Source organism: Paenibacillus sp. JT22N7 (assembly GCF_059383875.1).
Genome location: NZ_JBXENY010000002.1, coordinates 1 through 26100, shown reverse-complemented (window position 1 = coordinate 26100; position 26100 = coordinate 1). Strand labels below are relative to the sequence as shown.

General features: G+C 51.1%; 22 protein-coding genes. 3 read left to right on the top strand and 19 right to left on the bottom strand.

Annotated features, from left to right (window positions below):
- Nucleotides 1–61: 61 nt before the first annotated feature.
- The 5 genes from AC50Y5_RS04850 to AC50Y5_RS04830 all read right to left on the bottom strand — a co-directional run bounded on the left by AC50Y5_RS04850 (nt 62) and on the right by AC50Y5_RS04830 (nt 4867).
- A complete protein-coding gene (locus tag AC50Y5_RS04850; protein WP_494858844.1) occupies nt 62–910 on the bottom strand; it encodes a sulfite exporter TauE/SafE family protein in 849 nt (282 codons plus the stop codon).
- A gap of 94 nt (nt 911–1004) precedes the next feature.
- Nucleotides 1005–2051 (bottom strand): UV DNA damage repair endonuclease UvsE, encoded by a 1047-nt coding sequence (gene uvsE, locus AC50Y5_RS04845; RefSeq protein WP_494858842.1) that lies wholly within the window; start codon nt 2049–2051, stop codon nt 1005–1007.
- Nucleotides 2052–2054: 3 nt separating this feature from the next.
- Nucleotides 2055–2372 (bottom strand): hypothetical protein, encoded by a 318-nt coding sequence (locus AC50Y5_RS04840; protein WP_046232147.1) that lies wholly within the window; start codon nt 2370–2372, stop codon nt 2055–2057.
- Between the two features lie 41 nt (nt 2373–2413).
- The gene (locus tag AC50Y5_RS04835) at nt 2414–3526 is read right to left on the bottom strand and encodes a D-alanine--D-alanine ligase (protein WP_494858840.1); all 1113 of its coding nucleotides are present in this window, start codon (nt 3524–3526) and stop codon (nt 2414–2416) included.
- 33 nt (nt 3527–3559) lie between these two features.
- Nucleotides 3560–4867, bottom strand: a complete 1308-nt coding sequence (locus AC50Y5_RS04830; protein ID WP_327204897.1) for an amidase domain-containing protein — start codon at nt 4865–4867, stop codon at nt 3560–3562.
- A 384-nt stretch (nt 4868–5251) separates the two neighbouring features.
- Between AC50Y5_RS04830 and acnA the strand changes: the two genes are divergently transcribed.
- The gene (acnA, locus tag AC50Y5_RS04825; RefSeq protein WP_056030865.1) at nt 5252–7963 is read left to right on the top strand and encodes an aconitate hydratase AcnA; all 2712 of its coding nucleotides are present in this window, start codon (nt 5252–5254) and stop codon (nt 7961–7963) included.
- A gap of 229 nt (nt 7964–8192) precedes the next feature.
- On the opposite strand, the gene AC50Y5_RS04820 is transcribed toward acnA, so the two are convergent.
- Nucleotides 8193–8903 carry a DUF421 domain-containing protein gene (locus AC50Y5_RS04820; RefSeq protein ID WP_056030868.1) on the bottom strand — a complete coding sequence of 237 codons (711 nt, stop codon included), beginning with the start codon at nt 8901–8903 and terminating at the stop codon, nt 8193–8195.
- 137 nt (nt 8904–9040) lie between these two features.
- Nucleotides 9041–9787 (bottom strand): IclR family transcriptional regulator, encoded by a 747-nt coding sequence (locus AC50Y5_RS04815; RefSeq protein WP_056030872.1) that lies wholly within the window; start codon nt 9785–9787, stop codon nt 9041–9043.
- Nucleotides 9788–10129: 342 nt separating this feature from the next.
- Between AC50Y5_RS04815 and AC50Y5_RS04810 the strand changes: the two genes are divergently transcribed.
- A complete protein-coding gene (locus AC50Y5_RS04810) occupies nt 10130–11080 on the top strand; it encodes an alpha/beta hydrolase (RefSeq protein WP_494858837.1) in 951 nt (316 codons plus the stop codon).
- A gap of 103 nt (nt 11081–11183) precedes the next feature.
- Here the strand turns inward: AC50Y5_RS04810 and AC50Y5_RS04805 are convergent, their stop codons facing one another.
- From AC50Y5_RS04805 to AC50Y5_RS04755, 11 genes are all read right to left on the bottom strand, one after another.
- Entirely contained in the window at nt 11184–12818 is a 1635-nt protein-coding gene (locus AC50Y5_RS04805) for a response regulator (protein WP_056030878.1), read from the bottom strand.
- A 258-nt stretch (nt 12819–13076) separates the two neighbouring features.
- Entirely contained in the window at nt 13077–16349 is a 3273-nt protein-coding gene (locus tag AC50Y5_RS04800; RefSeq protein ID WP_056030882.1) for a glycoside hydrolase family 48 protein, read from the bottom strand.
- 44 nt (nt 16350–16393) lie between these two features.
- The gene (locus tag AC50Y5_RS04795) at nt 16394–18958 is read right to left on the bottom strand and encodes a glycoside hydrolase family 9 protein (RefSeq protein ID WP_056032878.1); all 2565 of its coding nucleotides are present in this window, start codon (nt 18956–18958) and stop codon (nt 16394–16396) included.
- Between the two features lie 440 nt (nt 18959–19398).
- Complete coding sequence (locus tag AC50Y5_RS04790) at nt 19399–19995, bottom strand: DUF1129 family protein (RefSeq protein WP_056030884.1); 597 nt, start codon at nt 19993–19995, stop codon at nt 19399–19401.
- A 1-nt stretch (nt 19996) separates the two neighbouring features.
- Nucleotides 19997–20323, bottom strand: coding sequence for a PadR family transcriptional regulator (locus AC50Y5_RS04785; protein ID WP_056032881.1), 327 nt, complete (start codon nt 20321–20323; stop codon nt 19997–19999).
- Between the two features lie 224 nt (nt 20324–20547).
- Nucleotides 20548–21141 (bottom strand): GTP cyclohydrolase I FolE, encoded by a 594-nt coding sequence (gene folE / locus AC50Y5_RS04780; protein ID WP_056030885.1) that lies wholly within the window; start codon nt 21139–21141, stop codon nt 20548–20550.
- 40 nt (nt 21142–21181) lie between these two features.
- The gene (locus AC50Y5_RS04775; protein WP_046232156.1) at nt 21182–21421 is read right to left on the bottom strand and encodes a YneF family protein; all 240 of its coding nucleotides are present in this window, start codon (nt 21419–21421) and stop codon (nt 21182–21184) included.
- Between the two features lie 145 nt (nt 21422–21566).
- Nucleotides 21567–22733, bottom strand: a complete 1167-nt coding sequence (gene queG, locus AC50Y5_RS04770; protein ID WP_056030887.1) for a tRNA epoxyqueuosine(34) reductase QueG — start codon at nt 22731–22733, stop codon at nt 21567–21569.
- Nucleotides 22734–22820: 87 nt separating this feature from the next.
- The gene (gene lepB, locus AC50Y5_RS04765; RefSeq protein ID WP_056030889.1) at nt 22821–23423 is read right to left on the bottom strand and encodes a signal peptidase I; all 603 of its coding nucleotides are present in this window, start codon (nt 23421–23423) and stop codon (nt 22821–22823) included.
- Between the two features lie 18 nt (nt 23424–23441).
- Complete coding sequence (locus AC50Y5_RS04760; protein ID WP_056032884.1) at nt 23442–23984, bottom strand: DUF402 domain-containing protein; 543 nt, start codon at nt 23982–23984, stop codon at nt 23442–23444.
- A 139-nt stretch (nt 23985–24123) separates the two neighbouring features.
- Nucleotides 24124–24546: a GNAT family N-acetyltransferase gene (locus tag AC50Y5_RS04755; RefSeq protein ID WP_046232160.1), complete on the bottom strand. Its 423-nt coding sequence runs from the start codon at nt 24544–24546 to the stop codon at nt 24124–24126.
- Nucleotides 24547–24904: 358 nt separating this feature from the next.
- Between AC50Y5_RS04755 and AC50Y5_RS04750 the strand changes: the two genes are divergently transcribed.
- Nucleotides 24905–25516 carry a superoxide dismutase gene (locus AC50Y5_RS04750; protein ID WP_056030892.1) on the top strand — a complete coding sequence of 204 codons (612 nt, stop codon included), beginning with the start codon at nt 24905–24907 and terminating at the stop codon, nt 25514–25516.
- A gap of 304 nt (nt 25517–25820) precedes the next feature.
- Here the strand turns inward: AC50Y5_RS04750 and AC50Y5_RS04745 are convergent.
- Nucleotides 25821–26100 (bottom strand): hypothetical protein (locus AC50Y5_RS04745; protein WP_494858828.1); only part of this gene is annotated, 280 nt, incomplete at its 5' end.

The following is a 26100-nucleotide window of genomic DNA, read 5'->3' as shown; positions in this document are numbered from 1 at the left end:
TCTATTATTACGCTTATAAATCAATATGCGTTCCTGTCTTTTTGCTAGATTCTAAAAATGGCTACAGCTGCCTAATGCCTTCATAGACCAATTGGCAGGCCAGAACAAGGAGGGTAATCCTTAGCAGCCATAACAGTCCATTGCCGCTCATCTTGCCCGCAACATAGGCCCCAAGCTTTCCGCCAACCCAAGCGCCCGGAATAAGCGCCAGCAAAATCCACCAGTTAATCTCCCCCAGCCATACATGCGTGGCACTGCCTAATATCGAGGATAAAAAAATGACAAACATCGACGTAGCGGTTGCCGCATGCGGCGGAAAACGGAACAACAGCACCATTAACGGTACGAACAATGAGCCGCCGCCAATGCCAAACAAGCCGGAAATGATCCCTACACCAAAGCCAATTACAAGCATCGGCCAAATGGCATAGCCATACGTATGCTGCTCGCCAGCTGAATCCACCATCGTCCGCTGCACCGGCCACTCCCGCGCAACCGGTTTCAAATAATTTCGCACAATCAATAAAGCAGATATAAGCAGCATAAAAATGCCGAAGGACAAATTAAAGGCGGCGCCCTTCAAAAGCCCTGTCATAGCCGCACCCAGCATCGCAGCCGGACCGCTAGTCGTAAACAGCAGCCAGGCGCTGCGGTAATCGACGATTTTGTGCTTCGCGTAGGATAGCGTTGAGGCAAGCGCCGTTACAATAAGCATCGTAAGCGATGTGCCTACCGCTGTTCCATGGTCGATTGGCGCGCCCATGAGCGAAGGCCCCAAATACATAAGGGCTGGCACTATAATAATGCCGCCGCCCAGACCGACAATACTCCCGAACATCGCTGCTGCCATCCCTAATAATACGAGTGCAATCCATTCAAGCAAGGGTGTCACCGCCTTCTGTTCAATCATGATGCGTTACATGTTCCCCTACACCATCACTTTTCATTCCTAGTAGAAGAGCACCGTCAACGATAGCTGACGGTGCTGCATGCTTTTGCAAATTCTATAGCTCGGTTACCTCAATACTGCCGCCGTCCACAATCCGAACGCCTTCGCCTCTAGCCGCCAATATGCGGAAGTCATCCATAAGCGCCAGCAGCGCCTTATCCTTAAACTTCGCTTCGAGCATGCAGTCAAGCTGCGGCGTCACCGCCGCCACCTTCCGCAAAAACAGCAGCAGCTCGCCCGCATTCAAATAGTCGGCATGACTGCGCGGATTCGAACCTTCCTTTGGACTGGAAAAATGGATTTTGGGCGGCAGGCTCATTTTTTCCGCATCGTCCGCAGCCTCTGCCGCTTCGCTATTGAGCCGCTGCTCTTCAAGCAGCCACGTTTCAGCGATTTGCGGCCAAAGGCTGCTGCACAGCTTGTCCAAGGAGACGCCGCCATCATTCACTTGATGGTGATGTACATCGAGCACCATCGGCACTTCCACGGCCTGAGCCGCCTCCAGCGTCTCCACTGCATTGAACGTCTTATCGTCGTTCTCCAGCGTTACGCGGTGCCGATAGCGCTCTGGGAGCGCCTGAAACTGCCGGATAAAGCGTGCACCTGCGACCATCTTGTCGCCATATGCACCGCCAATATGTATGTTGCACTTGACTGACTCCGGCAGTCCCATCGCCTCTAGCATGCGGACATGATATTCCATGTCCCGTTTGGAGCTTTCCAGCACCTCGGGCCTTGGCGTGCTGAATACGCAAAAATGGTCGGGGTGAAACGAAACCCTCAGCCGATTATTTTGCACAAACAGACCAATTTCACGAAAAGCTTCACGCAGCGCCGGATACGCATCCCAATCTGCTACATCCTGATGGGTCGCCAGCGGAATCAGCTTTGAGGAAAAGCGATACATCTGAATATCGCTCGCCTTGGCATGCTTCAAAATCCGCAGCGTACTGTGCAAATTGTCCTCGGCGATCCGCTCCAGCTTGCGCAGAGCCGCTTCGCGGTCACCAAGCTTCGTAAAATTTGCAAACGTCATCGTCCGCGATGGCGAAGCATTTTCCAGCAGCATGCTCATGGCTACGAACCCGAATCTAACCAGCATCCGCTATTCACGCTCGCCAAAAAACATTTCGTAAGCTAGTGCAGTCTGCACTTTAGCTTCTTCCTCAGTCAGCTTTCTCACAAGCTCCATCTCCACTTCAGTCACTTCTTCGCCTTGAAAATTAATTTCAGCGATCGAAGCGAGGATGCGGACTATGGCAATGGCCTCATTGTTCGTCGTATACGCAATGACCTTCTGGCCGGTAGGGTATACGCGAAATCCGCTCTTTACCATCTTGCCCTTGCCGTATTCAAGCAATTCATGAAGCTCCTGCTCTGACTTGAATTTGCATACAGAATTAAACTCGGTTGAAAATCCCATGAACTCCCTCCTTTCTCTAGAGTGAATTTCCATTGCTTTTATTACGCTTCGCTAGCGCCGAAATTGATTTTTTGCTTCTCGCCATGCCGTCTCAAGGCAAGCTCAATCAGCTTATCCAGCAGCTCGCGGTAAGGCATTCCTGTTTCTTTCCACATAAGCGGATACATGCTGAAAGGCGTAAAGCCCGGCAGCGTATTAACCTCGTTAATAAACAGCTGGCCGTCCGACCTGCGCATGAAGAAATCTACGCGGGAAAGGCCCGATCCATCAATGGACAAAAAGGCGCGAATCGCCATTTCCCTGACCGACTCTGAAATTTCCTCCGAAAGCTCGGCTGGAATTTGCATGACCGATTTGCCATCCACATATTTTGCCTTATAGTCGTAAAATTCATTAGAAGCAATAACCTCGCCCGGCACAGAAGCTTTAGGCTCGTCATTGCCAAGCACCGCGACTTCGATTTCTCGCGCATCGACAAATTCCTCAACGATGACTTTGCGGTCATACTTGAAAGCGTAGTCGATTGCCGACATCAGCTCTTCGCGGTTGCGCGCCTTGGAAATGCCGACACTGGAGCCCAGATTGGCTGGCTTAACGAAGCATGGGTAGCCGAGAGCCACTTCACATTCCATTACAAAAAAGGCAGCGTCCTTCTCCCACTGCGTACGGTTGAAGTAGCGGAACACGCATTGCGGCAGCCCTTCTTGCGCAAATACCTTCTTCATCGTCACCTTGTCCATGCCTACTGCCGATGCCAGCACGCCTGCGCCGACGTACGGAATGTTAGCCATTTCGAACAAGCCTTGAATCGTGCCATCCTCGCCAAATGTGCCATGCAGCAGCGGAAATACGACATCAATTGCCGTTGCTCCAGCTGCTGCTGCACCTGATGTATCTAAACCGGCAAACAGCGGAGCAAGCGGAAAGCCCTCTCCGGAAGCGGCTGCTGCAAGACGCAGCTCGCTGACGGTTTGCGGCTTGCTGCCTAGCTTGCCGCCCACTCTCCACTCGCCCTGCTTAGTAATATAGAAGGGGGTAATTGCGTATTTATCGTAATCAAATTCTCCCATTACTGCGAACGCTGTCTGCAGCGAAACTTCATGCTCGCCTGATTTTCCTCCATAAACAAGTGCTACGTTTACTTTCGTCCCCATCGCATATCCTCCGGTAAAATAATAAATAATAACTTATAATTGATCTTCAATATGAAAAAAACGGTACCTGGTCTGTTCCGTCCAGGCATAAGAATCGCGATAGTCCCAGTAGCGATGGCGGCTGGGTACAGTATTCGCATTAACAAGCGGCATACCCGCTGCATCGAAAGCCGTTACAATCGTGCTGTGCTGAAAACGGTTGTCTCCGTTCCAGTCATAAGTGATCACATCGCCAAGCTGGAGCTCTTCAGCCGAGTCAACGACTCTGGCTCGAAGTCCTGACTGCCGGGGAGTGGATAAGTAGTTCGTCAGCGCATTCGACACCGACCAGCTGTAGCTCCACCATTCCCTGCCTCCGTTACGGCCTTTGTACCACCAGCCGCTGCCCCTGTTACCAGTATAATTCATCGGAGCATTGCCTGCAAAGACCGACTGGGAGATGTAATTTGTACAATTGACCTCAAACTCCTCATATGCAGGGTTTGGTACATTCCACCAACGGTCGGCATAAGCGGCGGCCAAATCGCGCCGATACAGCGCGCGGGCGCTTTGGGGCTGGAATGCTGCAAACAGGTCATAATTCAAGTAGGGCACCGAGCGAAGACGGAAATGCTCTTCTTCCTGCTGCTGCTCTTCCTCTCCAACCGAATTTTGATCCTGAAAAGCATGCTCGAAGCGTGGACGCCGTTCCGCAATGATCGGCTCAATGCGAACGATGTGCCAGCGTTCGCCAGCAGCAGCCAGCCATAGCCGCTCCACTTCTTTCCGCTCTTCTATATAACGCAATCCTCTATGCTCAATCTGCCGCTTAATATGCAGCCGAATGAGCACGGACGCTTCTGTACCAGACTCCTGCACCCTGACCAGCTCCGCCTTCGTCTCGCTGCGCGAAGGCAGGACGCCGCGCAGCAAATCCCGCTCGCGCAGCCGGTTCAGCCTGCCGCGGAGCCTGCCGCAATGATCCTTATCCGCGACGAAGCCATCTACCGCTGCTGCATGCTGCTCGGTTTCCGCCTGATTGTACAGGCTTACATACTGATGCACGGCAGGCTTCCAGCCTTGCTCTTCCTCTCCAAGCAGCGGCGGCGAATCGCCTGAGCGCATGAGCGAGGTCATGGAAGAAGCAGCCATTCGCGAATGCTCAGCAGCGGCTGTCTCTGGCTTCTGCTGATTCTGGTGCTTCTCCTGCTGAGCTCCGCCTTTCGTCGTTCCCTCTTGAGCATGCTGCTGCGCGTGCCGCTGGGCGGAGCGCGGCTGAAAGGCGGACAGGTTCAGCAGCGGCTGCCGCTCCTGCTTGCCTGCACGGCGGCCTGCCGTTTGTTTGTCTGATCGCAAGGACATCGGCTTTCCCTCCTAAAAAGCAAGCTTTAAATCCGCACGTGCTGCGGCGGACGCCAGGCAAGGGTGCGGAGCGCCTAATCATTTTATTTATATGTTCACATTCCTCCAAACATGAGGCTCTAGCCAAAAGCTCGCATAATAATCCATTATTAGGTTAAAACAAGCCTTGCGGATGGAGGTTACATTCGTCCATCAGCCTAAATGCCTAAAATGGGCGCCAATATTCGAGAAAGCGGGTACAATTGGACTTTACGAGAGCCCCTATTTAGCGATATACTAGAAGCATAGCAAATTTGAAATCGTGTTTCACAGAGCGAAACACCCACTGAAGAATATTTCCTTTTCTTTTTCAAAAGTAAAGCCACCTAAGGAGGAACTTGAACCATGTCTCAACAAAATCATTACTCCGTTCGCACCTCGCTTGACGTAAACGGCAAATCCTTTGCGTATTACCGTTTGTCCGGCCTGGAAGAGCAAGGCCTTGGAAAGATTTCCAAGCTTCCTTTCTCCATCAAAGTCCTGCTCGAGGCTGCTGTACGTCAATTCGACGGCCGCGCCATTACGCCTGAGCATGTGAAGCAGCTGACAACATGGGCAGATGGACGCGAGGACAAAGAAATTCCGTTTATTCCTGCACGTATCGTATTGCAGGATTTCACGGGCGTTCCCGTCGTAGTCGATCTGGCAGCTATGCGTGATACGGTTAAACGCGCTGGCGGCGACCCTAAAAAAATCAATCCGCTCGTACCGGTTGACCTCGTAATCGACCACTCGATCATGGTTGATGCATTCGGCAACGCGGACGCGCTTGAATACAACACCAAGGTAGAATTTGAGCGCAATGAAGAGCGTTACCGCTTCCTGCGCTGGGCCCAAACGGCGTTCGATAACTTCCGCGCTGTACCACCGGGAACAGGTATCGTTCACCAAGTTAACCTGGAGTACCTTGCATCTGTAGCTGCTACAAAAGTCATCGATGGCGAAACGGTTGTTTTCCCGGATTCCCTCGTTGGTACGGATTCCCATACAACAATGATCAACGGTCTTGGCGTAGTCGGCTGGGGCGTTGGCGGTATCGAGGCTGAGGCAGGCATGCTGGGCCAACCGCTTTATTTTGTAACACCTGAAGTTATCGGCTTCAAATTGACTGGCAGCTTGGCAGAAGGCGCTACGGCGACTGACCTTGCGCTGACTGTTACGCAAATTCTTCGTAAAAAAGGCGTTGTCGGCAAATTCGTCGAGTATTTCGGTCCCGGCCTGTCCAACATCAGCCTTGCTGACCGTGCAACGGTTGCCAACATGGCTCCTGAGTACGGCGCAACCGTTGGCTTCTTCCCAGTCGACAGCGAGACGCTTAACTTCATGCGTGCAACTGGCCGTACAGAAGAGCAAATCGCTCTGGTTGAAGCTTATTACAAAGCACAAGATATGTTCCGCACAGATGAGACGCCAGATCCTGTCTTCTCCGATGTGATTGAGCTTGATATGTCGACTGTTGTTCCTTCCCTTGCTGGTCCTAAGCGTCCTCAAGACCGCGTTGAGCTGACAGCAATGAAAGATGAGTTCAACAACATCATCCGCACGCCAATCGATAAAGGCGGATACGGCATGTCAGATGAGAAGATCGAGCAGCTCGTTGACGTGAAGCACCCGAACGGCCAAGCTAGCAAAATGGGCACTGGCGCTGTTGTTATCGCGGCTATCACAAGCTGTACGAACACCTCCAACCCTAGCGTTATGCTCGGTGCAGGCCTTGTAGCGAAGAAAGCAGTAGCTCTCGGACTAACCAAGCCAGCATATGTGAAAAGCTCCCTGACGCCGGGCTCGCTCGTCGTAACGGAGTACTTGAAGAAAGCGAACCTGATGGAGCCGCTTGAAGCGCTTGGTTTCCACGTTGCAGGTTACGGCTGCGCAACTTGCATCGGCAACTCCGGTCCGCTTCCTGATGAAGTAGGCCAAGCCATTGCTGACAACGACATGACGGTAGCGGCTGTATTGTCCGGTAACCGTAACTTTGAAGGCCGTGTTCATGCTCAGGTGAAAGCGAACTATTTGGCTTCTCCTCCGCTTGTTGTTGCATATGCGCTTGCAGGAACGGTTAACATCGACCTTTCCAAGGATGCAATTGGCTATGACAAAGACAACAACCCGGTCTATCTGAAAGATATTTGGCCAACTTCGAAAGAAATTCAGGAAGCAACTGCGGCTGCGCTTAATCCGCAAATGTTCCGTGATAAATATGAAAATGTATTTACGCAAAATGATCGTTGGAATGCAATCGACGTACCAGAAGGCGAAAGCTACGAGTGGGATCCAAAATCCACTTACATTCAAAATCCGCCATTCTTTGAAAACCTTGGTACGGAGCTTAACGACATTGCCGACATCCATTCTGCAAATGTGCTTGCGCTTATGGGCGACTCGGTTACAACTGACCATATCTCCCCTGCCGGCAACATTAAAGCAGATAGCCCAGGCGGCGAATATTTGATCGAAAATGGCGTAAAAAGAGAAGATTTCAACTCGTACGGCTCGCGTCGTGGTAACCACGAAGTAATGATGCGCGGTACATTCGCCAACATCCGTATCCGTAACCAAGTGGCTCCGGGCACTGAGGGCGGCGTAACGACTTACCTGCCAACTGACGAAGTCATGTCGATCTACGATGCTTCCATGAAGTATCAAAAATCCGGCAAAAACCTTGTCGTTATCGCTGGTAAAGAATACGGCACAGGAAGCTCCCGTGACTGGGCGGCAAAAGGTACATTCCTGCTCGGCGTAAAAGCCGTTATTGCTGAAAGCTTCGAGCGTATTCACCGTTCCAACCTGGTAGGCATGGGCGTACTGCCACTGCAATTCCAAGAAGGCCACGGCTGGAAAACGCTTGGTATTACAGGTCGCGAAACGTTCGATATTACTGGACTGTCCAATGATGTGACAGCGGGCGAGACGGTTACTGTAACAGCAACCCGTGAAGACGGCACAGCATTTGAATTCCAAGCTATCGTTCGTCTGGACTCCATGGTTGATGTAGACTACTACCGTAATGGCGGTATTTTGCAAACCGTGCTTCGTCAAATGATTGCTAACATGTAGGAAGCCTAAGCTTTCCCTTGATTCGCAGAAATTCAGAAAAGCAGCGATTTCCCCTTAACGGGAGAATCGCTGCTTTTTGTTTTAGGGGCACGGGAAAATATCCGACCTCAAGCCTCAAGCTTCACTTTCGCACATACAGCGAAGCAGAAATCGCCGGAAACGCGTCGAACATAATGAAGCAGTCTGGCCTGCTCGTTCCCCATTCACTGACCGCTGCTGAGTCTCTTTTCTACTCCTGATCCAGAGGCTGCTTAATGCCATCCTCGTAGAAATCGAAGATGAGCTGCTGCTGCGTGCCTCTTACGGCGTAGAACACATCGGCCAGCGTTTTCCCCCTATGCTTCTGCCCCAACGCTTTTTCCAGCCACTCTCGGGTCAGCCCGTGCAGCTTAAGATTAGCCTCCACCACCATGCCATCCATAATCAGCTCCACCGGAAAAGCCTGCGCTTGCAGCGAAAGCCCCATATCCTGCTTGGTGATAAGCCGGTATGCATCCTTTTTCAGTATAGAGATTCTGCCATTGTCTTCGAGCAAGGCATACTCCACCTCTTCAATATTAAAAACGCCCCTTTCCCTTAGCGCTTGGTTCAGCGAATCCAAGGTATAGCGAATTTTACGCATGTTGGTTTCCATGACTTTGCCGTTTTCTATCAACACGGTAGGGGAACCCGAGATCCAGCTGCGCATCTTTCGGCTTTTGAGAGCGATCAGAGAAAGCAGGAAAGACATAGCTGTAATCACAACCAGCGACAGCACGATGTATGTGGGTTTCAGGGTGGCATTAAACGCCAAATTCGCCGCCAGAGAGCCCAGCGTAATGCTGGTTACAAAATCGTTAAACGTCATATTCGAAAGAGTCTGCTTTCCGAGAATCCGGGGAATGAGCAGCAGCAGTCCTACTGCGACAATCGTCCGGATCAAAATTTCCACATACGTCATCTTCAAACCTCCTCCCCCCATTATTTCCAAAAGGAATTAAAAAAAGCAGCGCCCGCTTCACTTTTCCTCAAGTGAAGCGGGCGCTGCTTTTCTATTCATCCGTTCAGCATGCAAGCATGCAGCTGCCTTGCTGAACGCTATTTCATCATCGTGCTCATCCGCTTGGACGCTTCCAGCAAAATAGGAGCGGCATCACGCATTTTATCCATCGTCATGCGGCTTGCCGGACCGGATACGGATAAGGCTGCGACAAGCTTGCCTTCCCGTCCAAATATCGGCGCGGAAAACGCGGCTGCGCCAGGCTCCCGCTCCTCAAAGCTCGTCGCATAGCCCTGCTCCGTAATGTCCGCAAGCTGCATCTTATATTGATCGAGATCAATCGTAAACAGCCACGACGGATCGCCAAAAATCTCTTCCCGCACGAGCGGATCGGCGTAAGCGATCAGCACCTTGCTGGATGCCCCTGCGTAAAGCGGCAGCCTCGCTCCGATTGGCGCCACCCGGCGCACAGGCTGATTGCTCTGCACGGCCTGAATGCGAATCCGCTCCGAACCGTCGCGTACGTAAATGCTTACGGTCTCGCCCAACTTATCTCGCAGACGCTCCATCTCCGGCTGCCATATGACCGCTGGATCATCGGTGCGGGATAAATGTGCAGACAGCTCCCATACTCGCATGCCAAGCCGGTAACGCTCCGTTACCAGGTCGCGCTCTATAAAGCCTTTATCTTCAAGGGTGGCCAGCATCCGATGGACTGTGCTCTTATGAAGCCCTGTCCGCTCGGCGATTTCCGTCATAACCAGATCCTTTCCCGCTGTAAAACAGATCAAAATATCCAGCGCTCGTTCGACTGCGCGTACGGTTGATTTCCCTTCCTCCGCCATGATGTGCCACACCTCCCTCGTTTCATTAAGTGAAACTCATTCTCACACAGTATAACTCATCGAAGGCTTAATCGTAAAGAAAAGATCCTTTGATTACAAAAGCATTACAACACCTTAACAATACGTCGACATCAATTGACAGGCACTCCCGCTCCGCATACGATTAAAGTACTAGAAATGAGAAGCGTTTACATAGTTCGAGAGGAGGAGAAGGGTATGAGCACAACAATGATGACATCTGTTTCAATGGAGGGAACCTTCCCCCAGGGACTGCACCCTTTCCCTTCTCTGGATAAGCTCCAACTGCCACGCCCGAGCGCAAAAACCAGGAGGTTGCACGCATTGGTTGCCCTTATTGCCTCACTGCTAGCTTTATGCATGATCGTCGTCGTTATCTTCCACGCCTATGTGGCTTGGATGCTCGCCTATCCCTACGTCGCTCCGCTCACTTCCAATCCAAAGGCTGCAATCGGGCTTGATTACGAGGACGTGCTCATTCCAAGCATCAGCGGCAAAACCAACGTCAGCGGCTGGTACGTGCCGGCCTACAGCGATGATTCGAACAGCGAGCCAGCTGCACGCACGATCGTGTTCAGCCATGGCTACGGCGCTAACCGTGAAGAAACTTGGGTACCGATGTATGATTTAACGAAGCTGCTTAATGGCCTTCATTATAATGTTATGCTTTTTGATTACGGCTACGCCTCTGCTACTGACAAAACGGCAGCAACCGGCGGTTTGGAAGAATCCCAGCAATTGCTCGCCGCCGTTCAATATGTGAAGGAGCAAGGCTCCAAGGAAGTGATCATCTGGGGCTTCTCGATGGGGGCAGGAACCGCCATGCAAGCTGCACTGCAATCCAAAGATATTAATGGTATGATTCTTGACAGCCTGTTCGTGCCAAGCGCTGACTCGCTGTTCAACAATGTCAGTCAAGTTGTGAACCTGCCGCGTTTTCCGTCTGAAGCATTGATCGGAGCACTGCTTCCGCTATGGACAGGAGTAGGCATCGATTCCGTGCCGGCCGAGCAAATGATGAATACGAGCTACGATATTCCGATTTATATTATACATGGCACGCAGGATGTGAAGTCGCCATACACGACGGCTGAGCATATCGCAGACAAACAGACGAATCCATTGTCCCGCTCGTGGATCGTGCAGCAAGGACAGCATGAAATGCTGTTCCGCGAGCATCCGAGCGAATACATTCAGCGCGCCGCGCTTTTCCTCAGCCAAGTCAACCAGCAGGTGCTCGCTGATCAAGCTGATCCGGCAGCAGCCAGCGCCTAAACCCAGCGGCATGCCGCAAAGCAAATGCCCCGCACACTGGAGCTTTTCCAGCAGCGGGGCATTTGCTATGCATATAACTTTTACGATGAACCGTTACCGCAGCTCAAATTCCCGCCTCACCTTTGTAGCGCTTGCGAAACTCAATCGGCGAATAGCCTTCCTGCTTTTTGAACAGCCGTGAAAAATAAGAAAAATTGCTATAGCCCGTAATTTCCGCCACATCGCTCACCTTCAGATCCGATTGGCTGAGCAGCTTCTTCGCGTATTCCATACGCTGGCTTACGATATAATCCGTTAGCGACGAGCCTGTCTCCTTTTTGAACAATCGGGATAAATACGCAGGGTTAAAATGCAGCAGCGAGGCGATTTCCTCCCGGCTGACCTCCTCGGACATTCGCGACTTTACGTATTGCTCGATTTGCTCTACTATAGTCGGCTCGCTCTCCTTCTGATTCGCCGCATGCTCAATGGCCATCTCAATGACCTGCCTCGTCCACAGGCGCAAATGGGCAAGCGACTTCGTGCACGGCGCACTTCCTTCCCGTTTGACGTTGATCGCGTCAATAACGTACCCAATTGAGATGCCGCTTTGATTGAAGGATTGATAGAGAGACGACAGCAAATGATAATAGAGCGCTTTCAAATCTTCTTTTGAAAGTGGATTTTCCTTGTCGTAGGAAGCGAACCATTCATCGACAGCCTGATACAGCTCCGCATGGCGGCCCTTCTGCAGCAGCAAGGCAATTTCCGCAGGCCAATCCTTGCGGCCAAACAGCTGCTCCGGCATCTGGTGCGCTTGCTCGCCCTCAACCCATACGTCCTTCATGTCACCCGCGCACTCCCGCTCCAGTTTAAGCAAGGAGGCGCTGCGGCTACCGAGAGTACATAGTGCACCTGGCAAGCTGATATAGCATTTTACCCGGCTGTAAAAATAAACCCCGCAATCTTCGACCAGCCCCATGCATCGCCTGCGCAACTCGGCAATGCTTCTCCCCTGCTCCTGTGCATGGTAGACGACGATGAACAGCTCGCCATTGCGGCTCTTGAGAACAGCGCCTGGCCAATTTTCCAGCACGGTTTCCTCTGCACGGTTCATGACCGCGTACTCCAATATTTCTTCATCCTTTATGCCAAAACGCGCTTTCCAGCCGGAGATGCTGACGAGCACCAGCATAAACTCGCCGCTATCTGCTGCATCCGGCTCCATTAAGGACAATTGGCTAAGCAGCGCTTCATTATTCGGCGTTTTCCCCGCAGGATAAAGCACATCGTTCCAGAAGCGCTCGACCAGCTCCTGCTTGTGATGGCGCAGCACCTTCTCAAACTTGCCCATTCGCCGTTTCAGCAAATTATGCTCCCGATCCTGCTCCAGCTTGCGCAGCGAGCGTGCTACCGTTTCCAGCAGCAGCTCATGTCTGACAGGCTTGAGCATATAATCGAAGCAGCCTGCACGCAGCGCCGCCTGGACATATTCGAAGCGATCATGCCCCGTAACAAAAATGACGCTGGCCGAAAATTGCTCCTGGTTCAGCCATTCGAGCAGCTCCAATCCATTTTCACCCGGCATTTCGATATCGCAGATAACAACATCAATCCGCTGGTCGCAAAAGATGATTCGCGCCTCTTCTACATCCATCGCTCCATACACTTCGCTTATTCCGAGCGATCTCCAATTTACCGTCTCCATGATACTTTTCAAAGCATAAGCTTCATCATCTACCACGAGAAGGCGATACATGATAAACACCCTCCTTTGCGCTTTGAAATGTTTATTGCAGCGGCCTGCTTCGCACAAGCCGACTATCGCTTGAATGCATCGCTTCCTTCCAAAAGTTTTCCAATTTAATCTTATCAAATTATGGATATTAACACAATATTTTCTCAATTGCCTGAGAGGGTTTTTCCATAAAGAAAAGAGGGCCGCGCAAGGCATATTCACCCAGCACGACTCCTCTTCCCTTCCGGCAAATTATTTACTTGGCCGCTGCTGCATTTTCTAAGGCTCAATGCCCCATACAAGCGTGCCGTTTTGGTAAAGCGTTACTTTATTCCAATCGACGAGCGAAGTTTTAGTCGCATCGAAGGAATAGTCATTGGCCTCATTCAAATTCGACCAATCATTTTTGGAGACACGCGTCTGGATTTGGCCGCTTGTGCCACCCGCTGCAATGGAGCCTGCTGCAGCTGTGAAGCTGATTTCCATATACGTATCAGCTGTTGCAGTCGGCGAATTCATAGTCACGAAGGAGGCATGCACATTGCTGCTGCCCACTTGCGCATAGTCGCTCCAGAAGCTATGCTGCTGCGTGCCGTCCGCCGTGAAGTAGTAGCGGATTTTCAGCGTGCTCAAGTCTACTGCAGTCGTGCCATCGTTCAAAATATTAAAGTGCGCCATCATCGCATTGTTCGTAGCATTCGTATCAGCCGCTCTATACTGGACCTTGAGATTGCCGCCGACTGGAGGTGCGACAGGCGTCACGGCTACCGTGTTGGACAGCGTCGTTCCAGCAGCATTTTCAGCAACAATTCGGTACGTATAATTGGTGCCATTCACGGCACTCGCATCCGTGTATGCCGTCGTTGTCAGGCCAGTAGCTACAGATGCAAATGCGCTGCCTCCCGAGGAACGCTCGACATTATAGAAGTCTGCTCCAGAAGCTGCTGTCCAAGACAGTGCCGCTGATGCATTGCCTGCAGTACCTGTCACGGTGAATGCACCAGGTACGACGGCGCCCGGTGCAGTAGGCGTAACCGCCACCTGTGCCGAGTTCACGGATTCGCCTACTGCATTTACGGCAGTAACCACATAATAATAGGTTGTGCCATTCGTAACACTTGTATCGCTGTAGCTTGTGCCGCTAACCGCAGTCGCTACTGTCGTGTATGGCCCGCCCGTTGTTGCAGCGCGCTTCACATTGTAGCTCGTTGCGCCAGGCGTCGTGCTCCAGCTCAGGCTCGCCTGTGCATTGCCAGCTGTTCCTGTCAGTGTCGCCGGAGCGCCAGGAACGGTTGGAGCTGCTGGCGTACCCAGCAAACGGTCATACTCGGCATAAGCCGTTGCAATATCTACCTGCGACCAGAAACGGTGGTACTTGAACGTCGGTACGCCGTTATCCCATGTTTGCGTCGTATTGTTCCACGACGTGTTGTATAGATTGGACAAGTACGACCATTGCGGATCCTGCTGAATCAGTGGACGCAAATCAGCGTAGCCGATATAGACGCCATTGCCGCCTTTTGCCGGATCGGAGGCTACTGCACCGCTGCCCGGAAGCGCGTTGCCTTGGCCAAACGTCCCCGTCCATCCGCTCGGGAAGTAAATTTCCTTCGTGAAGTAGCGGTTGTAATCTGCACGCTGCTCTTCTGTGACGATACCAACGCCATCATTGAAAGTCCAAGCCGTATCAAGGAGCTTCCCAGCCATTTCCTTCGCTTCGGCTGCCAGCGGCGTCAGGCTTCCCGTCTCTGCCTGCGTACCCGCTGCGAAGAACGCGAGTGCTTTAACGTAAGTGCCGAGCGCGCCAACGTCCTGGCTCGGATTAATCGTAGTCGCATGGTAGGTCGGATTGCCTGTGTAGGAGCTAAAGCCATTCCATGTATCCGGCTGGCCATTCCACTCTTGGCCTCCCGGAATCCAGAACTCGCCTGGCGCAGCTACAGTCGCTACGTTCACATTGGTTCCGCCCAGTATACGCTGGCCTTGCGCATTCAAATAGTAGCCGTCAGCGTCAGTAACCGGACGCTCATCAACGAATACATAATCCAATGTCCAGTCCACCCACTTCTGGATAACGGTTTTCGCCATTTGGAAGTTTTCCGAGCTAAGGTCGCCATTTTCAGCCAAAATATAATACAGCTCAGCTACGCGCTCAAGCGGCCATACTTGGAAGCCAAACCAAGTGTTCGAATCCGGATCATGATAAACCGGAGCTTCATCATAAGCCATGCCGTAGAATTTGCTCACGCCTGCCGGGTAAGCGGAATATTGGCCATTCCAGCTGTTCGTTGCACCACCGCCCATTGCGCCTTCAGACGATTGCAGCCACGTATAAAATTCCAGCTGGCGTTTAAGCGATGCGTTCCAGTCCGTCTGTGCCGTCGCAGACGAAGGGATAAGTCCGCCATCCTGAGTTGAAAGCGCATATGCGGCAACCGGGTTTTGGTAAGCCTGGTGCGCATGGCTTGCGCCGATACGCCAAGCCCAGTTTCCAGCGCCTTGCTCCAAGCCGCCGCCCCACGACGTATACCATGCCATCAAATACGAGCTGGCATCCTTGCCCGTTCCCGGAGTTGGCGTTCCGCCGCTAGCGCTTCCAATTTTTTGGAAGTATTTATCATACATGCCGTAACGGAGATAATCGCCCATCTTTTTCGCTTTATTCAAGTAAGCGGTATTGTTGTAGCCAAGCTCCTTCGCCCAATACATCACTTGTACGGCGCGGCCGTCCGCATCCGTCGCATTCGTGTAGCGCCACTGCTTAGCAGGCGCCTGATTTTCCTTCGTGAAGAGGGACATGAAGCCTTCGCCTGTTTTGCCGAAGGTCTGATTGTCCTGAGATGGATGCGGGATTGCCTCCCACACCGACTCCTGCTCGCCGCGCTGGAACGTATTAACGTAAGTAGATGTATGCGTTGGGTTTAGAAGATTCCCATAATTGTACCAATTGTCAACGTCGATCAACCAATGCATCAAATACGTTTGGTTGTTGCCGTACGTCGCTTTCAGCTCGGCATCCAGCGGATCTTTGCCCGCGGCATATTTGCCGGAAAGCTGCACCGGATATTGATCCGGGAACGGCTTTTCATCTGCATACGTCGCTGGGCTGTTCGGATTGTAAAAGCTCATCGTCGGCTGCTCTTCCTTGCCGTCTCCTTCATTGACTGGAATGATATACTTCTCCATATTGTCCCAGGCTGCTTCCAAATGGCTCCAGTCCTGCGTATAGTGGCCATACAGCGTCTCCAGCCATAGCCAGTAGCTGTAAGCCTCGGAAGTACTCATATGACCGTAATCCGGCGCTTCACTAATCAGCGTCTCAATGGAGTGATAAGGAATGCCTTCCGGTGAAAAATAACCGTTCGCCGGATTTTTGATCTGGTCGTACATTTGCAGGAAGCGCGACTGCTCAATGCTGACTGCCGCAGCAGCAGCCGCGGATACTTTGGGCGTAGAGCCCCAAAGTCCGGTGGACAGCGTGACGAGCAGCGTTGTTGATAGGACGAGTCCCGTTACTTTTTTCGAAGCTTTCAACGTAAATATCGGTTTCATATCTTCTTACCTCCCTAATTTGGAATAGCAGCTAACTTCTATTACTAAGGTTCGATTCCCCATACAAGCGTTCCGTTCTGGTAAAGCGTCACCTTGCTCCAATCGACGAATGATGTTTTTGTTGCATCGAAGGAATAGTCATTCGCTTCGTTTAAATTCGACCAGTCTGTTTTTGAAATGCGGCCTTGAATTTGACCGCTGCTGCCGCCTGCGCTGATCGAGCCTGCAGCTGTCGTAAAGGTGAGCTCCAAATACGTATCTGCCGTCGTAGTCGGCGTGCTCATCGTCACGAATGCGGCCTGCACATTGCTGCTGCCGATCTGTGCATAATCGCTCCAGAACTGATGAGACTGCGTGCCATCAGCTGTGAAGTAATAGCGAAGCTTAAGCGTATTCATAGCTACAGCGCTTGAACCGTTGTTGAAAATTTCAAACTGCGGCATCATCGCATTGTTCGTGGCATTCGTATCAGCTGCTCGGTACTGTACCTTCAGGCCATCAGCCGGAGTCTGCGTCGGCTGTGGCGTCGGACTTGGCGTCGTCGTTGGTGTTGGCGTCGACGACGGTGTCGGTGTTGGTGTTGGTGTCGGCGTTGGCGTCGGTGTCGGTGTCGGTGTTGGTGTCGCAGATGGTGTAGGAGTTGGTGTTACGCCTCCTCCATCAGGTGTTTGCCCAAATACGAGCGTTCCTGCATCGTATACCGGGATTTTCGCCGTCTTCACCGTTTGACTGGATGTAAGCCCTGCGTAAGAATAGTCATTGGCCGGATTCCATGCCCCTTGAGGACCGGAAATACGGAACTGGATTTCCTTGCGGAAATGCGGTTGGCCGCCAGGGTAGATTTTCGTGCCTGTAAAGTCCGCCAGCACATAATAAATGTGATTTGCCTCGTCAAATGGCTTCAGGCTAACGGCTGCGCCTTGATTATAGTTGGCAGTGACACTTACATTAGCTGCGGTGTAGCCAGCCGCATATACCTCACTTAAATCAATGAAGTAGCGGAAGGACAATTTGTCTCCCATACGGGCGGGCCATGCCGATTGATTATTCAGGAAAGCTTTGATTTCAGTAAAATTCGAGCTGGACTGATTCACTTGCGCTTCTACAAACATTTCATCGGCCTTCGTTTCGGCCGGAGGGAAGTTTGCAAGCGGCTGCTGGCCTGCGCCGTATAGCAGGTTCATTTTTGCAAGGGAAGCCGTAAAGCCTGCGTTGTAGTCCGTCGCTACCTCATTGCTGACGTAGTCGGTTATGGAATCGGTGTATTGATCCGATGCATTCGGTCCGCCAACCAATGCGCCATAAAGCGTATGACGGTGCGAGGTCGGGTTGCTTAGGCTGTCCGTCCACGAGCTGTGTGAAGTACGATGATGCGGGTGCTCCGGTGCATTTACGCCATAACCGACCACGTAGCTGCTGTTACGCGGATTATCGCCAAGCATATATTTAATCTGGCTAACGGCAAAATCGTTATAGCGCGCTTTTTTGACTGGGTCCGCTACAAAATCCGAATATACAAATGCCAGGAAAGAAGCATTCGCCGCATAGCGCAGGGAGCCCCATGAATCCAGCCATGCCAGGCCGCCCGGCGAATACGTAATTCGCGATCCGTTTGTTCCAACGGTCCAATAGTTCAAATTGCGCTCAGTCGATGCGATAAAGTCACTCGCCTCTGGTCTGCCAAGCTCAGACGTAATCCGGGCGAGCAGCAATTGCGCGCCATAACGCTTGTCATCCCAGCCGATTGTCCATTTGTAAGCCCAAGTGTTGCTTGAGCTGTCTGTATCCCAGTCATAAGCGGATTGAATGGCTTTATTCAAATAAGCGTTATCCTCTGTTGCCAGATACAGCCAAGTTGCTGCCCAAGTCAGCTCATCTTTATATCCGCTCCACGAATTGTAGAAAGAAGCAACATCGGTAATACAATCTGAGTATTTGCCCCGGTATGTGTCTGCAAAACTGTAAAGCTCCTTCGCGTGCTGGAGCAGAAGCGCAGAATAAGCCGGATCTGATTGCTTAAACACGATAGAGGAGGAAGCGAGTGCCGCCGCCGTCTCTCCTGCCAAGTCCGAGCCACGGCAGGTTTCCGTGATTTTAAAAGAAGGACGCGCCATTTGCATCACTTCTGCTGGTCCCCACCAAGCATGATCGGCATTGCCGGCTCCAACCTGCCCCCAAAGCTCATTAGGCGCTGTATGCGCTCTCACAAAATAATCGGTAGCCCACTTCAAATTGTCCAAAATCTCGTTCAACTGGCCAGCCTGCTCATAGCCTTCCTTATATTCATAAACCGACCATGCCAGCATAGTAGCTGAAAAAGCCATCGGAAGCCCAAATTTCACATGATCCCCAGCATCATACCAGCCGCCTGTCAAATCGACGCCATGATCGGCTCCGTCGAGCAAACCGGAATCGCCACGCCATTCGACACGGTTCGTGTCCGGAAGCGGTCCTGAACGCTGAGTCTCATAAAAATAAATCGCTTTCTGCAATGCCTCTGCATAATTATAATTACCTGCCGCCTGGACGCTCGAGATTGGCTGCAATGGCACGCTTCCTAGCAGCAGTGCGATTGCAAGCGCCTGAACGAGCACCCATTTGATCCGCATTTTGCGGTTTTTACTCAAAACCAACAACTCCTCTCATCTTTTTCACTGCCACTTGCTTCGTATTGGCATTGTCTCTGTTCTCTCCTCCTCCCGCTTCTATTCCGTCGCCCTCCCCACTGTATAAACTAATACGAGGGTCTAATACCATTTTATAGGATCAAATTCAGGTGGCACTAGTCCTTTAAATGACTTCTTTACTGTCACTTTAATGACTTTTTTGACGTTTTTTTCGTACAACCCCTACTTAAGCCATTCCTTTTTTAGGGATAATAGTACAAATTGTTCCATCATCTAGGAGCAGTTCCAGCCCACCGCTTGGGATGCCTAAAAAAACAAAAAAGACCCGAATGCCTTTCGCCTAGCCAGCGAAAACATTCAAGTCTTATGGAGTGTGTCCTTCCAGATCTATATGAGAACTTGAGGATTATTGCAAGCACGTTCTATTTTTTCTTTTTCAATAGCGGCCCAAACAAGGAGATCAAAATAATGATCAAGCTGACCGAGGCTATCCCATAAGCATAACCCCCATGAAACACGAGCTGCGGCTGAGCGGGCAGAAGACGATGAGCAAACACAACGAATCCAAAATACGCTCCCAGAGTAACCAGACTTATTGCACAAGTAATCCAAACGGATTGGCGCTTCGGCATGAAAGCTCCCTTTCTTAACGCGATCAACAGCCCACAAGCCAATGCAGAGGATAAAATGATATAAGCGATGGTTTCATATAACGGAATAATCAATTCCCCAGTGAAGCCCATTATAAAACGCCATAAAAGCAATAAAGGAAGCAAGAGGGCATACGTTTCAAGCTGCTCCCGCTTTGTTGGCTTAGGCAATTCCCGAATGATTTCATCACAATAGGACTTAGGATTTTGCCCAAAAACCTGCTCGAACGATTTCCCATCTTGTTGGGCCGTTAATAAATGGTCCTCCAGCTCCATAAGTATTTCACTGGCTTTCTTGTCAGAAACAGAGCTGCTGCGAACGTAAAACTTCATTTCGTTTAATAACGTTTCATTTCGTGGATTCAGCATCCTACACACCTTCATTTCCTAAAATTTGGTTTACTGCGACACTTAGCTCTTTCCATTTGCCGCGAAACAGCTCAAGCTGCTGCTCCCCTTCCGGGGTCAGACGATAATATTTGCGGTTTGGCCCAGATGCAGAGGGCCGCTGCGTACTCGTTATAATCTGCTCTTTCTCCAATCGAAGCAAGAGTGGATATATGCTGCCTTCCTTAGCGAACACGAAGCCATTTACGGCGAGCTTCTCCATAATTTCATACCCATATGTCTCCTCCTCAGCTATAACTGCCAGCAGACATCCTTCCAGTACCCCTCTAACCAATTGACTAGACACGATCAAACCTCCATTTCGCAGCCATCCCACTATATTGCAAAGCAAGGTAGCGGATTAAAAAAAGAACTAACTTGTATTGCAAGTTAGTGACTTAATCTTATAATGGTTCCCCCTTTTTTGCAAGCCCAACATTTTTCGATCAAAAAAAACCGCTCCACAAGCTGGCGCATGATGCACACTGGCCTGTGGAGCGGTCTTTGGTTATCCAATCGCTACTACGAAAAAAATTAGGACTTGAGCAAAGCTAAAAATTCGGAGCGCAGAGCCGGATTGGAACGGAACTCTCCGCGCACCGCCGACGTCACCGTCATGCTGCCAGGCTTCTTCACCCCGCGGGAGCACATGCACAAATGCTCGCCTTCCACGACGACCATAACGCCATGCGGCTGCAATTCCTTGTCTAAAATATCCGCGATTTGGCTCGTTATCCGCTCCTGTACTTGCAAGCGTCTTGTAACGGCTTCTACTAGGCGAGCCAGCTTGCTGAGGCCAGCAATCTTGCCGCTTGGAATGTAACCAATATGTGCTTTGCCGAAAAATGGCGCCATATGATGCTCGCACTGGCTGTAATAGATAATATCTTTTACAATAACCAGCTCTTCATGCTGTTCATCGAACGTAACGCCTAGCACCTCGCTCGGATCAACCTCATAACCTGCGAAAATCTCTTCATACATGCGGGTGACGCGTGCAGGCGTCTCCAGCAGCCCTTCCCTTTCCACATTCTCGCCAACAAGCTTCAAAATTTCCTTCACATGAAATTCAATCTGCTCCCGGTTCTGAATGACTTTAGAGTTGACGTAATCTTTCTTTCCCGCCATGCGGACCACCCTCTTTTTCGCTAATCAACAGCTGATGCCGTTATCTGCGCGGCATCTTCTGATTTTTGTTCATATTCTGGTTCTGGTTTTTCATCATGTTCTGGGCACGCGTCATCTGCTGCTTATTCAGATTATAGCCCATTTGCTTCGCCATCTTTTGAATCATTTCTGGATCGCTTTGCATTTTCTCTAGCTGTTTGCGCAAGTAGAATACGCCGATGAAAAACCCACCGACTGCCCCCACGATTAATGTCACAATCGGAATAATGTAACTCCACATAAAAAGCAACTCACCTGACCCTTTCCCGACTTAAACTTGTCTATAATGACCCCTATAATAGCATGTAAACTTGACATTCGCAAACGTTGGAAGCGCAAACGGCGTACCCTATTCCAGCAGCCGCCAAACGCAGGCGGCGGCTGGATCAACGAGGGACCGTATCGGCTCCTTCTGCTAGCGAATGCAGCGCCTGCTCCATATAGCGCCGCGCGTCATCATCCGCCTCCTGCAGCAATGCCTGCCGGATCGCTTCCTCTGCCTCTGCGCCGCCAATGCGGCCCAGCGACCATGCTGCCGTTCCCCGCATAACCGGGCGGACATCCTGGCGCAGCACTTGAATGAGGTCCGGAACTGCACTGGGATCTTTAAAATTGCCCAGCGCAATAACGGCATTGCGCTGAATGGGCTTTTTGCCCCTCCAAGCAGAAGAGCTGCTCGCATATAGACGTTGAAATTCTTTATTGCCAATCGTCAGCAGTGGGGTAAGCAGCGGCTTAACCAGCTCATGATCCGGCTGAAGCTCTGGCTGATGCGTCCAGTTTTTGCCCCGGTTTACCGGACATACTGTCTGGCATGTGTCGCAGCCGTACAGGCGGTTGCCGATTTTTCGCATGTAGCCGTCTTCTACAAAACCTTTCGTCTGAGTAATAAACGAAATGCAGCGGCTCGAATTAAGCTGGCCTGGGCCCACGAGCGCATCCGTCGGGCAAGCATCAATGCATTTGGTGCATTCGCCGCAGCCATCGGTCACTTCCTCATCTGGCTCCAGCGGCAAATTCGTAATCATTTCGCCAAGGTAGATCCACGAGCCAAGATCCTCGGACAATATTGCACAGTTTTTGGCGCTCCAGCCTAGTCCAGCGCGCTCGGCAACGGCCCGATCGGATAAAGCTCCAGTATCGACCATGCTTTCAGCCCGAAAGCCCGGTACGCGCTCTACGAGCCAAGCTTCAAGCCGCCCAAGCCTGTTCCTCAGCACCTTATGATAATCCTCGCCCCAAGCCGAGCGGGACAAAATGCCCCTTCTCGCTCCCGGCTCCGATTTAGGTGGTTGATGGAGCTTGGAGGGATAAGCGATCGCGATGGCGATAATCGATTGCGGCTGGTCAAACAACAGCGCCGGATTGGTACGCTTGTCAAGGTCCGGCTCTTCGAAACCAGACTCGTAGCCAAGCTCACGGTGCGAAATAAGCCGCTGCTTCAAGGTGGTGAACGGATCAGCAGAAGCGACGCCAATTTTGTCGATGCCGAGGCTGCGCGCGGCGGCTTTCATTTCTTTTTTCAATGCAGCGTAATACGCTCGTTCCTCCATCCCTTCACCTCCCATAAGCTTAAGCCTGATGTTTGATTCGCCGTTCTCCAATCACTATGGCTGGGTCTATAAACGCTTTAATTAAATCTATAACGACTTTATTTGTTTGTATGGCCATACGATAAACTGCGCCTTGCCCTCAATCGCTGAAAGCGGAACCGTTCCAAACATCCGGCTGTCCTTGCTCGCCCGCGCATGACGGTTGTCGCCCATCACATAATAACTGCCTGCCTCAACGGTGAGCGGCATCATGTCCAAATCCTCAATGTCCGTATCAATATACGGTTCGTCCACAAGCTCGCCATTGCGATACAAATGCTTGTCCGAAATTTCAATTTGGTCCCCTGGCAAGCCCACGACGCGTTTTACCAGCAGCTCCTGCTCTTTGCCAAACGCAGAGGGGTCCTCCAAAATAACGACATCGCCGATTTTGGGCGTACCGATCAAATAAACGAATTTATTTACAAACAGCCATTCCTTCTCCTGCAAGGTAGGCTCCATGGAATGTCCCTCTACGGTCGAAAGATTAAACACAAACAGATGCAGCACTGTAACGAGAATGAACGATATGCCAACGGTTTTTACCCATTCCCAAAGCTCCTTCGACCAGCCCGGGCGCTTAAGCGCTCCAAGCTGCTCCTGTCCTTCAGCTTCGCCGCTGCTGCCGCCGTCAAATGAAAATCTATCCATTCCTTAACCGCCTCCGCCCTATAAGCTTGTGCGCCATGTTTCATAATAAGCGATAATCACTTCGTCATCAAAAGGAACAGCTTGCTCGTCCATCCGCAAAAGCAGCTCATCCAGCCCTTGCAGCACATGCTCCTGCACATCTCGCGGGTAGTCGTACTTCGCTTTATGAAGCTCGAACTCATCCTCATCTACAACCTCTCGGCTGCCGTCTGGCAGTCGGATGACATCCAAATCGTAGTCGATATAGGTGAGCAGCTCACTATCCCAAGCAAATGGTGAAGCGAGATTGCAGTAATAGCGAATACCGCCTTCCTCAAGCAGCGCAACCACATTATACCACTGTCCGGGCAGAAAAAAAGAAACCGCAGGCACCTGGCTCATCCAAACCTTGCCGCTGGCCTCCACAATGGGTGTCTCAAAGTTGATCGTCACCTTAAAGCCAAGTGCGGCATGCTGCGGAATGAGCAGAGGTGCCGGAATAAGCCAATTATGCTGCCAAATGCGGTGGATGCTGCCATCGTGCTTGGAGCTCCTGATGACGCAATGCTGATAGGGATCCATGTTGTTCTCCTTCTTGCAGGCGCTAAGCGCAGCGCTTAAATAGCCCTCTTTATAAAATAGAAAAGCATATCCCATCGCCAAAAGCAATGGCGATGCAGATATGCCCTGCAAACGGTTATTGGACAGCCAGAGGCTTGTCCTAACCTGCTATAATACTTAGCTGTTGGAAAGAGCGGAAAAAATCTTTGGACACATAGCCCAGCGATTCATAAAGCGGCAAAACGGCTTCATTATGCTCATCAGCTGTAATTAAAATTTTCTTTACTTGGCGTTGTTGGAATCTTAGGCGCAAAGACTCGATAAGCGCTTTGCCAATTCCTTGACGCTGATGGTCCGCATGAACCGCAACACGATAATAGTAGCCCGTGTTATTATCAATCGTACCGATAATGACACCTACAACTTCCGACTCATAGAGAGCGACGAGAACAAGCTCGCTATCCCATGACAATTGACGCGCAAAAGCTTCCATTGTTTGCTCGTAACATTCTTCAGTTAATACATCCGCAAGAAGAGCCGTTAGCAACCTGTAATCTGATAATTGGAAGGAACGAACATTCATTATCGATACACACCTCTATACCATGTCATTGTGCTGCAATTTAATCATTATACTACATCTTCTATCGTTTTCCTTCACAAAATTTTAAAATTTGTTTAAAAAAATCTAAGAATTTAGCGAATTATGACTGAAAACGCTTTAAATTAAGCGCTTACATAAAGTTTTAGCCGATTTTCGTGCATTTGATTGGTTTTTCTCCCGCTTATGCATAATTACTTTAACAATATGACATGCTACTTAAGTCTACCTTATCTATTAAAATTCGACTTTTGAAACATCAATGTTGATTTATGTGATTGGATAGGGGATAATAAGAAGAGTAATTTACATATTCTAATTTTAGGAGGCTGTTTATATTATGGCACATCAATTACCAGCACTTCCGTATGCTAATAACGCTCTTGAGCCCCACATCGACGCTCTGACGATGGAAATCCATCACGACCGTCACCACAACGCTTATGTAACAAACCTGAACGCTGCTTTGGAGTCCGCTCCTGAGCTGCAAGGCAAATCCATTGAGGATTTGATTGCTGATCTGGCTAGCGTACCTGAAGCGATCCGTACAGCGGTTCGCAACAATGGCGGTGGACATGCTAACCACAGCCTGTTCTGGGAAACAATCGGTCCTGACGCTGGCGGCGCTCCAACTGGCGCACTGGCAGCTGCGATTGATAGCGAGCTGGGCGGCTTCGATACATTCAAAGCTGACTTTGCAAAAGCTGCTGCTACCCGCTTCGGAAGCGGCTGGGCATGGCTTTCCGTGAAAGACGGCAAGCTTAAAGTTGCAAGCCTGCCGAACCAAGACAGCCCGATCATGGAAGGCGAAACACCGCTTCTTGGTCTGGACGTTTGGGAGCATGCTTACTACCTGAACTACCAAAACAAACGCCCTGACTACATTGCAGCGTTCTGGAACGTTGTAAACTGGGCTGAAGTTGGCAAACGTTACGAAGCAGCTGTTAAATAATACAGCTTGCCGTTTAAAGCGGAGTCTCCACTTGGAGGCTCCGCTTTTTTTATATAAGCCGATTATAATTCCCCCCTTATAATGGGCTTATATTTCACCCGCGAAACGGCAGCTTTGCCGCCAGAGGACGGTGACAGCCGTTTACGCTTGGTTGTTTTCCAGCTTTCCAGTAAAACTATGCACAAGGATAGGCATTCGCCGCATAACATGAAGTAGGATAGTTAAATGCCTAACTCGACGTGCAAAGGAGTCTGACCTATCGCATGAACGATACTTACGGTTTCACCAATGAGCAAGTGCAGATTTATGTCCCGCCATCTCCGTCTTCCCGCGCAGGGCAAGACTGCGGCTGTGGCGGCCCGCGCATGCTGATGCCCGGAATGCCTGGCGGCGGCCCGGGACTATTCCCGCCTGGACCGGGGCCAGGGCCATTCCCTCCGGGACCAGGGCCATTCCCTCCGGGACCAGGGCCGTTCCCTCCGGGGCCAGGGCCATTCCCTCCGGGACCAGGGCCATTCCCTCCGGGACCAGGGCCATTCCCTCCGGGACCAGGGCCATTCCCTCCGGGACCAGGGCCATTCCCT

Excerpts from the sequence above, each read along its gene's own strand:
- AC50Y5_RS04850 (WP_494858844.1), bottom strand. The coding sequence starts at position 910 with ATGATTGAACAGAAGGCGGTGACACCCTTGCTTGAATGGATTGCACTC.
- uvsE (WP_494858842.1), bottom strand. The coding sequence starts at position 2,051 with ATGCTGGTTAGATTCGGGTTCGTAGCCATGAGCATGCTGCTGGAAAAT.
- AC50Y5_RS04840 (WP_046232147.1), bottom strand. The coding sequence starts at position 2,372 with ATGGGATTTTCAACCGAGTTTAATTCTGTATGCAAATTCAAGTCAGAG.
- AC50Y5_RS04835 (WP_494858840.1), bottom strand. The coding sequence starts at position 3,526 with ATGGGGACGAAAGTAAACGTAGCACTTGTTTATGGAGGAAAATCAGGC.
- AC50Y5_RS04830 (WP_327204897.1), bottom strand. The coding sequence starts at position 4,867 with ATGTCCTTGCGATCAGACAAACAAACGGCAGGCCGCCGTGCAGGCAAG.
- acnA (WP_056030865.1), top strand. The coding sequence starts at position 5,252 with ATGTCTCAACAAAATCATTACTCCGTTCGCACCTCGCTTGACGTAAAC.
- AC50Y5_RS04820 (WP_056030868.1), bottom strand. The coding sequence starts at position 8,903 with ATGACGTATGTGGAAATTTTGATCCGGACGATTGTCGCAGTAGGACTG.
- AC50Y5_RS04815 (WP_056030872.1), bottom strand. The coding sequence starts at position 9,787 with ATGGCGGAGGAAGGGAAATCAACCGTACGCGCAGTCGAACGAGCGCTG.
- AC50Y5_RS04805 (WP_056030878.1), bottom strand. The coding sequence starts at position 12,818 with ATGTATCGCCTTCTCGTGGTAGATGATGAAGCTTATGCTTTGAAAAGT.
- AC50Y5_RS04800 (WP_056030882.1), bottom strand. The coding sequence starts at position 16,349 with ATGAAACCGATATTTACGTTGAAAGCTTCGAAAAAAGTAACGGGACTC.
- AC50Y5_RS04795 (WP_056032878.1), bottom strand. The coding sequence starts at position 18,958 with ATGCGGATCAAATGGGTGCTCGTTCAGGCGCTTGCAATCGCACTGCTG.
- AC50Y5_RS04790 (WP_056030884.1), bottom strand. The coding sequence starts at position 19,995 with ATGCTGAATCCACGAAATGAAACGTTATTAAACGAAATGAAGTTTTAC.
- folE (WP_056030885.1), bottom strand. The coding sequence starts at position 21,141 with ATGGCGGGAAAGAAAGATTACGTCAACTCTAAAGTCATTCAGAACCGG.
- AC50Y5_RS04775 (WP_046232156.1), bottom strand. The coding sequence starts at position 21,421 with ATGTGGAGTTACATTATTCCGATTGTGACATTAATCGTGGGGGCAGTC.
- queG (WP_056030887.1), bottom strand. The coding sequence starts at position 22,733 with ATGGAGGAACGAGCGTATTACGCTGCATTGAAAAAAGAAATGAAAGCC.
- lepB (WP_056030889.1), bottom strand. The coding sequence starts at position 23,423 with ATGGATAGATTTTCATTTGACGGCGGCAGCAGCGGCGAAGCTGAAGGA.
- AC50Y5_RS04760 (WP_056032884.1), bottom strand. The coding sequence starts at position 23,984 with ATGGATCCCTATCAGCATTGCGTCATCAGGAGCTCCAAGCACGATGGC.
- AC50Y5_RS04755 (WP_046232160.1), bottom strand. The coding sequence starts at position 24,546 with ATGAATGTTCGTTCCTTCCAATTATCAGATTACAGGTTGCTAACGGCT.
- AC50Y5_RS04750 (WP_056030892.1), top strand. The coding sequence starts at position 24,905 with ATGGCACATCAATTACCAGCACTTCCGTATGCTAATAACGCTCTTGAG.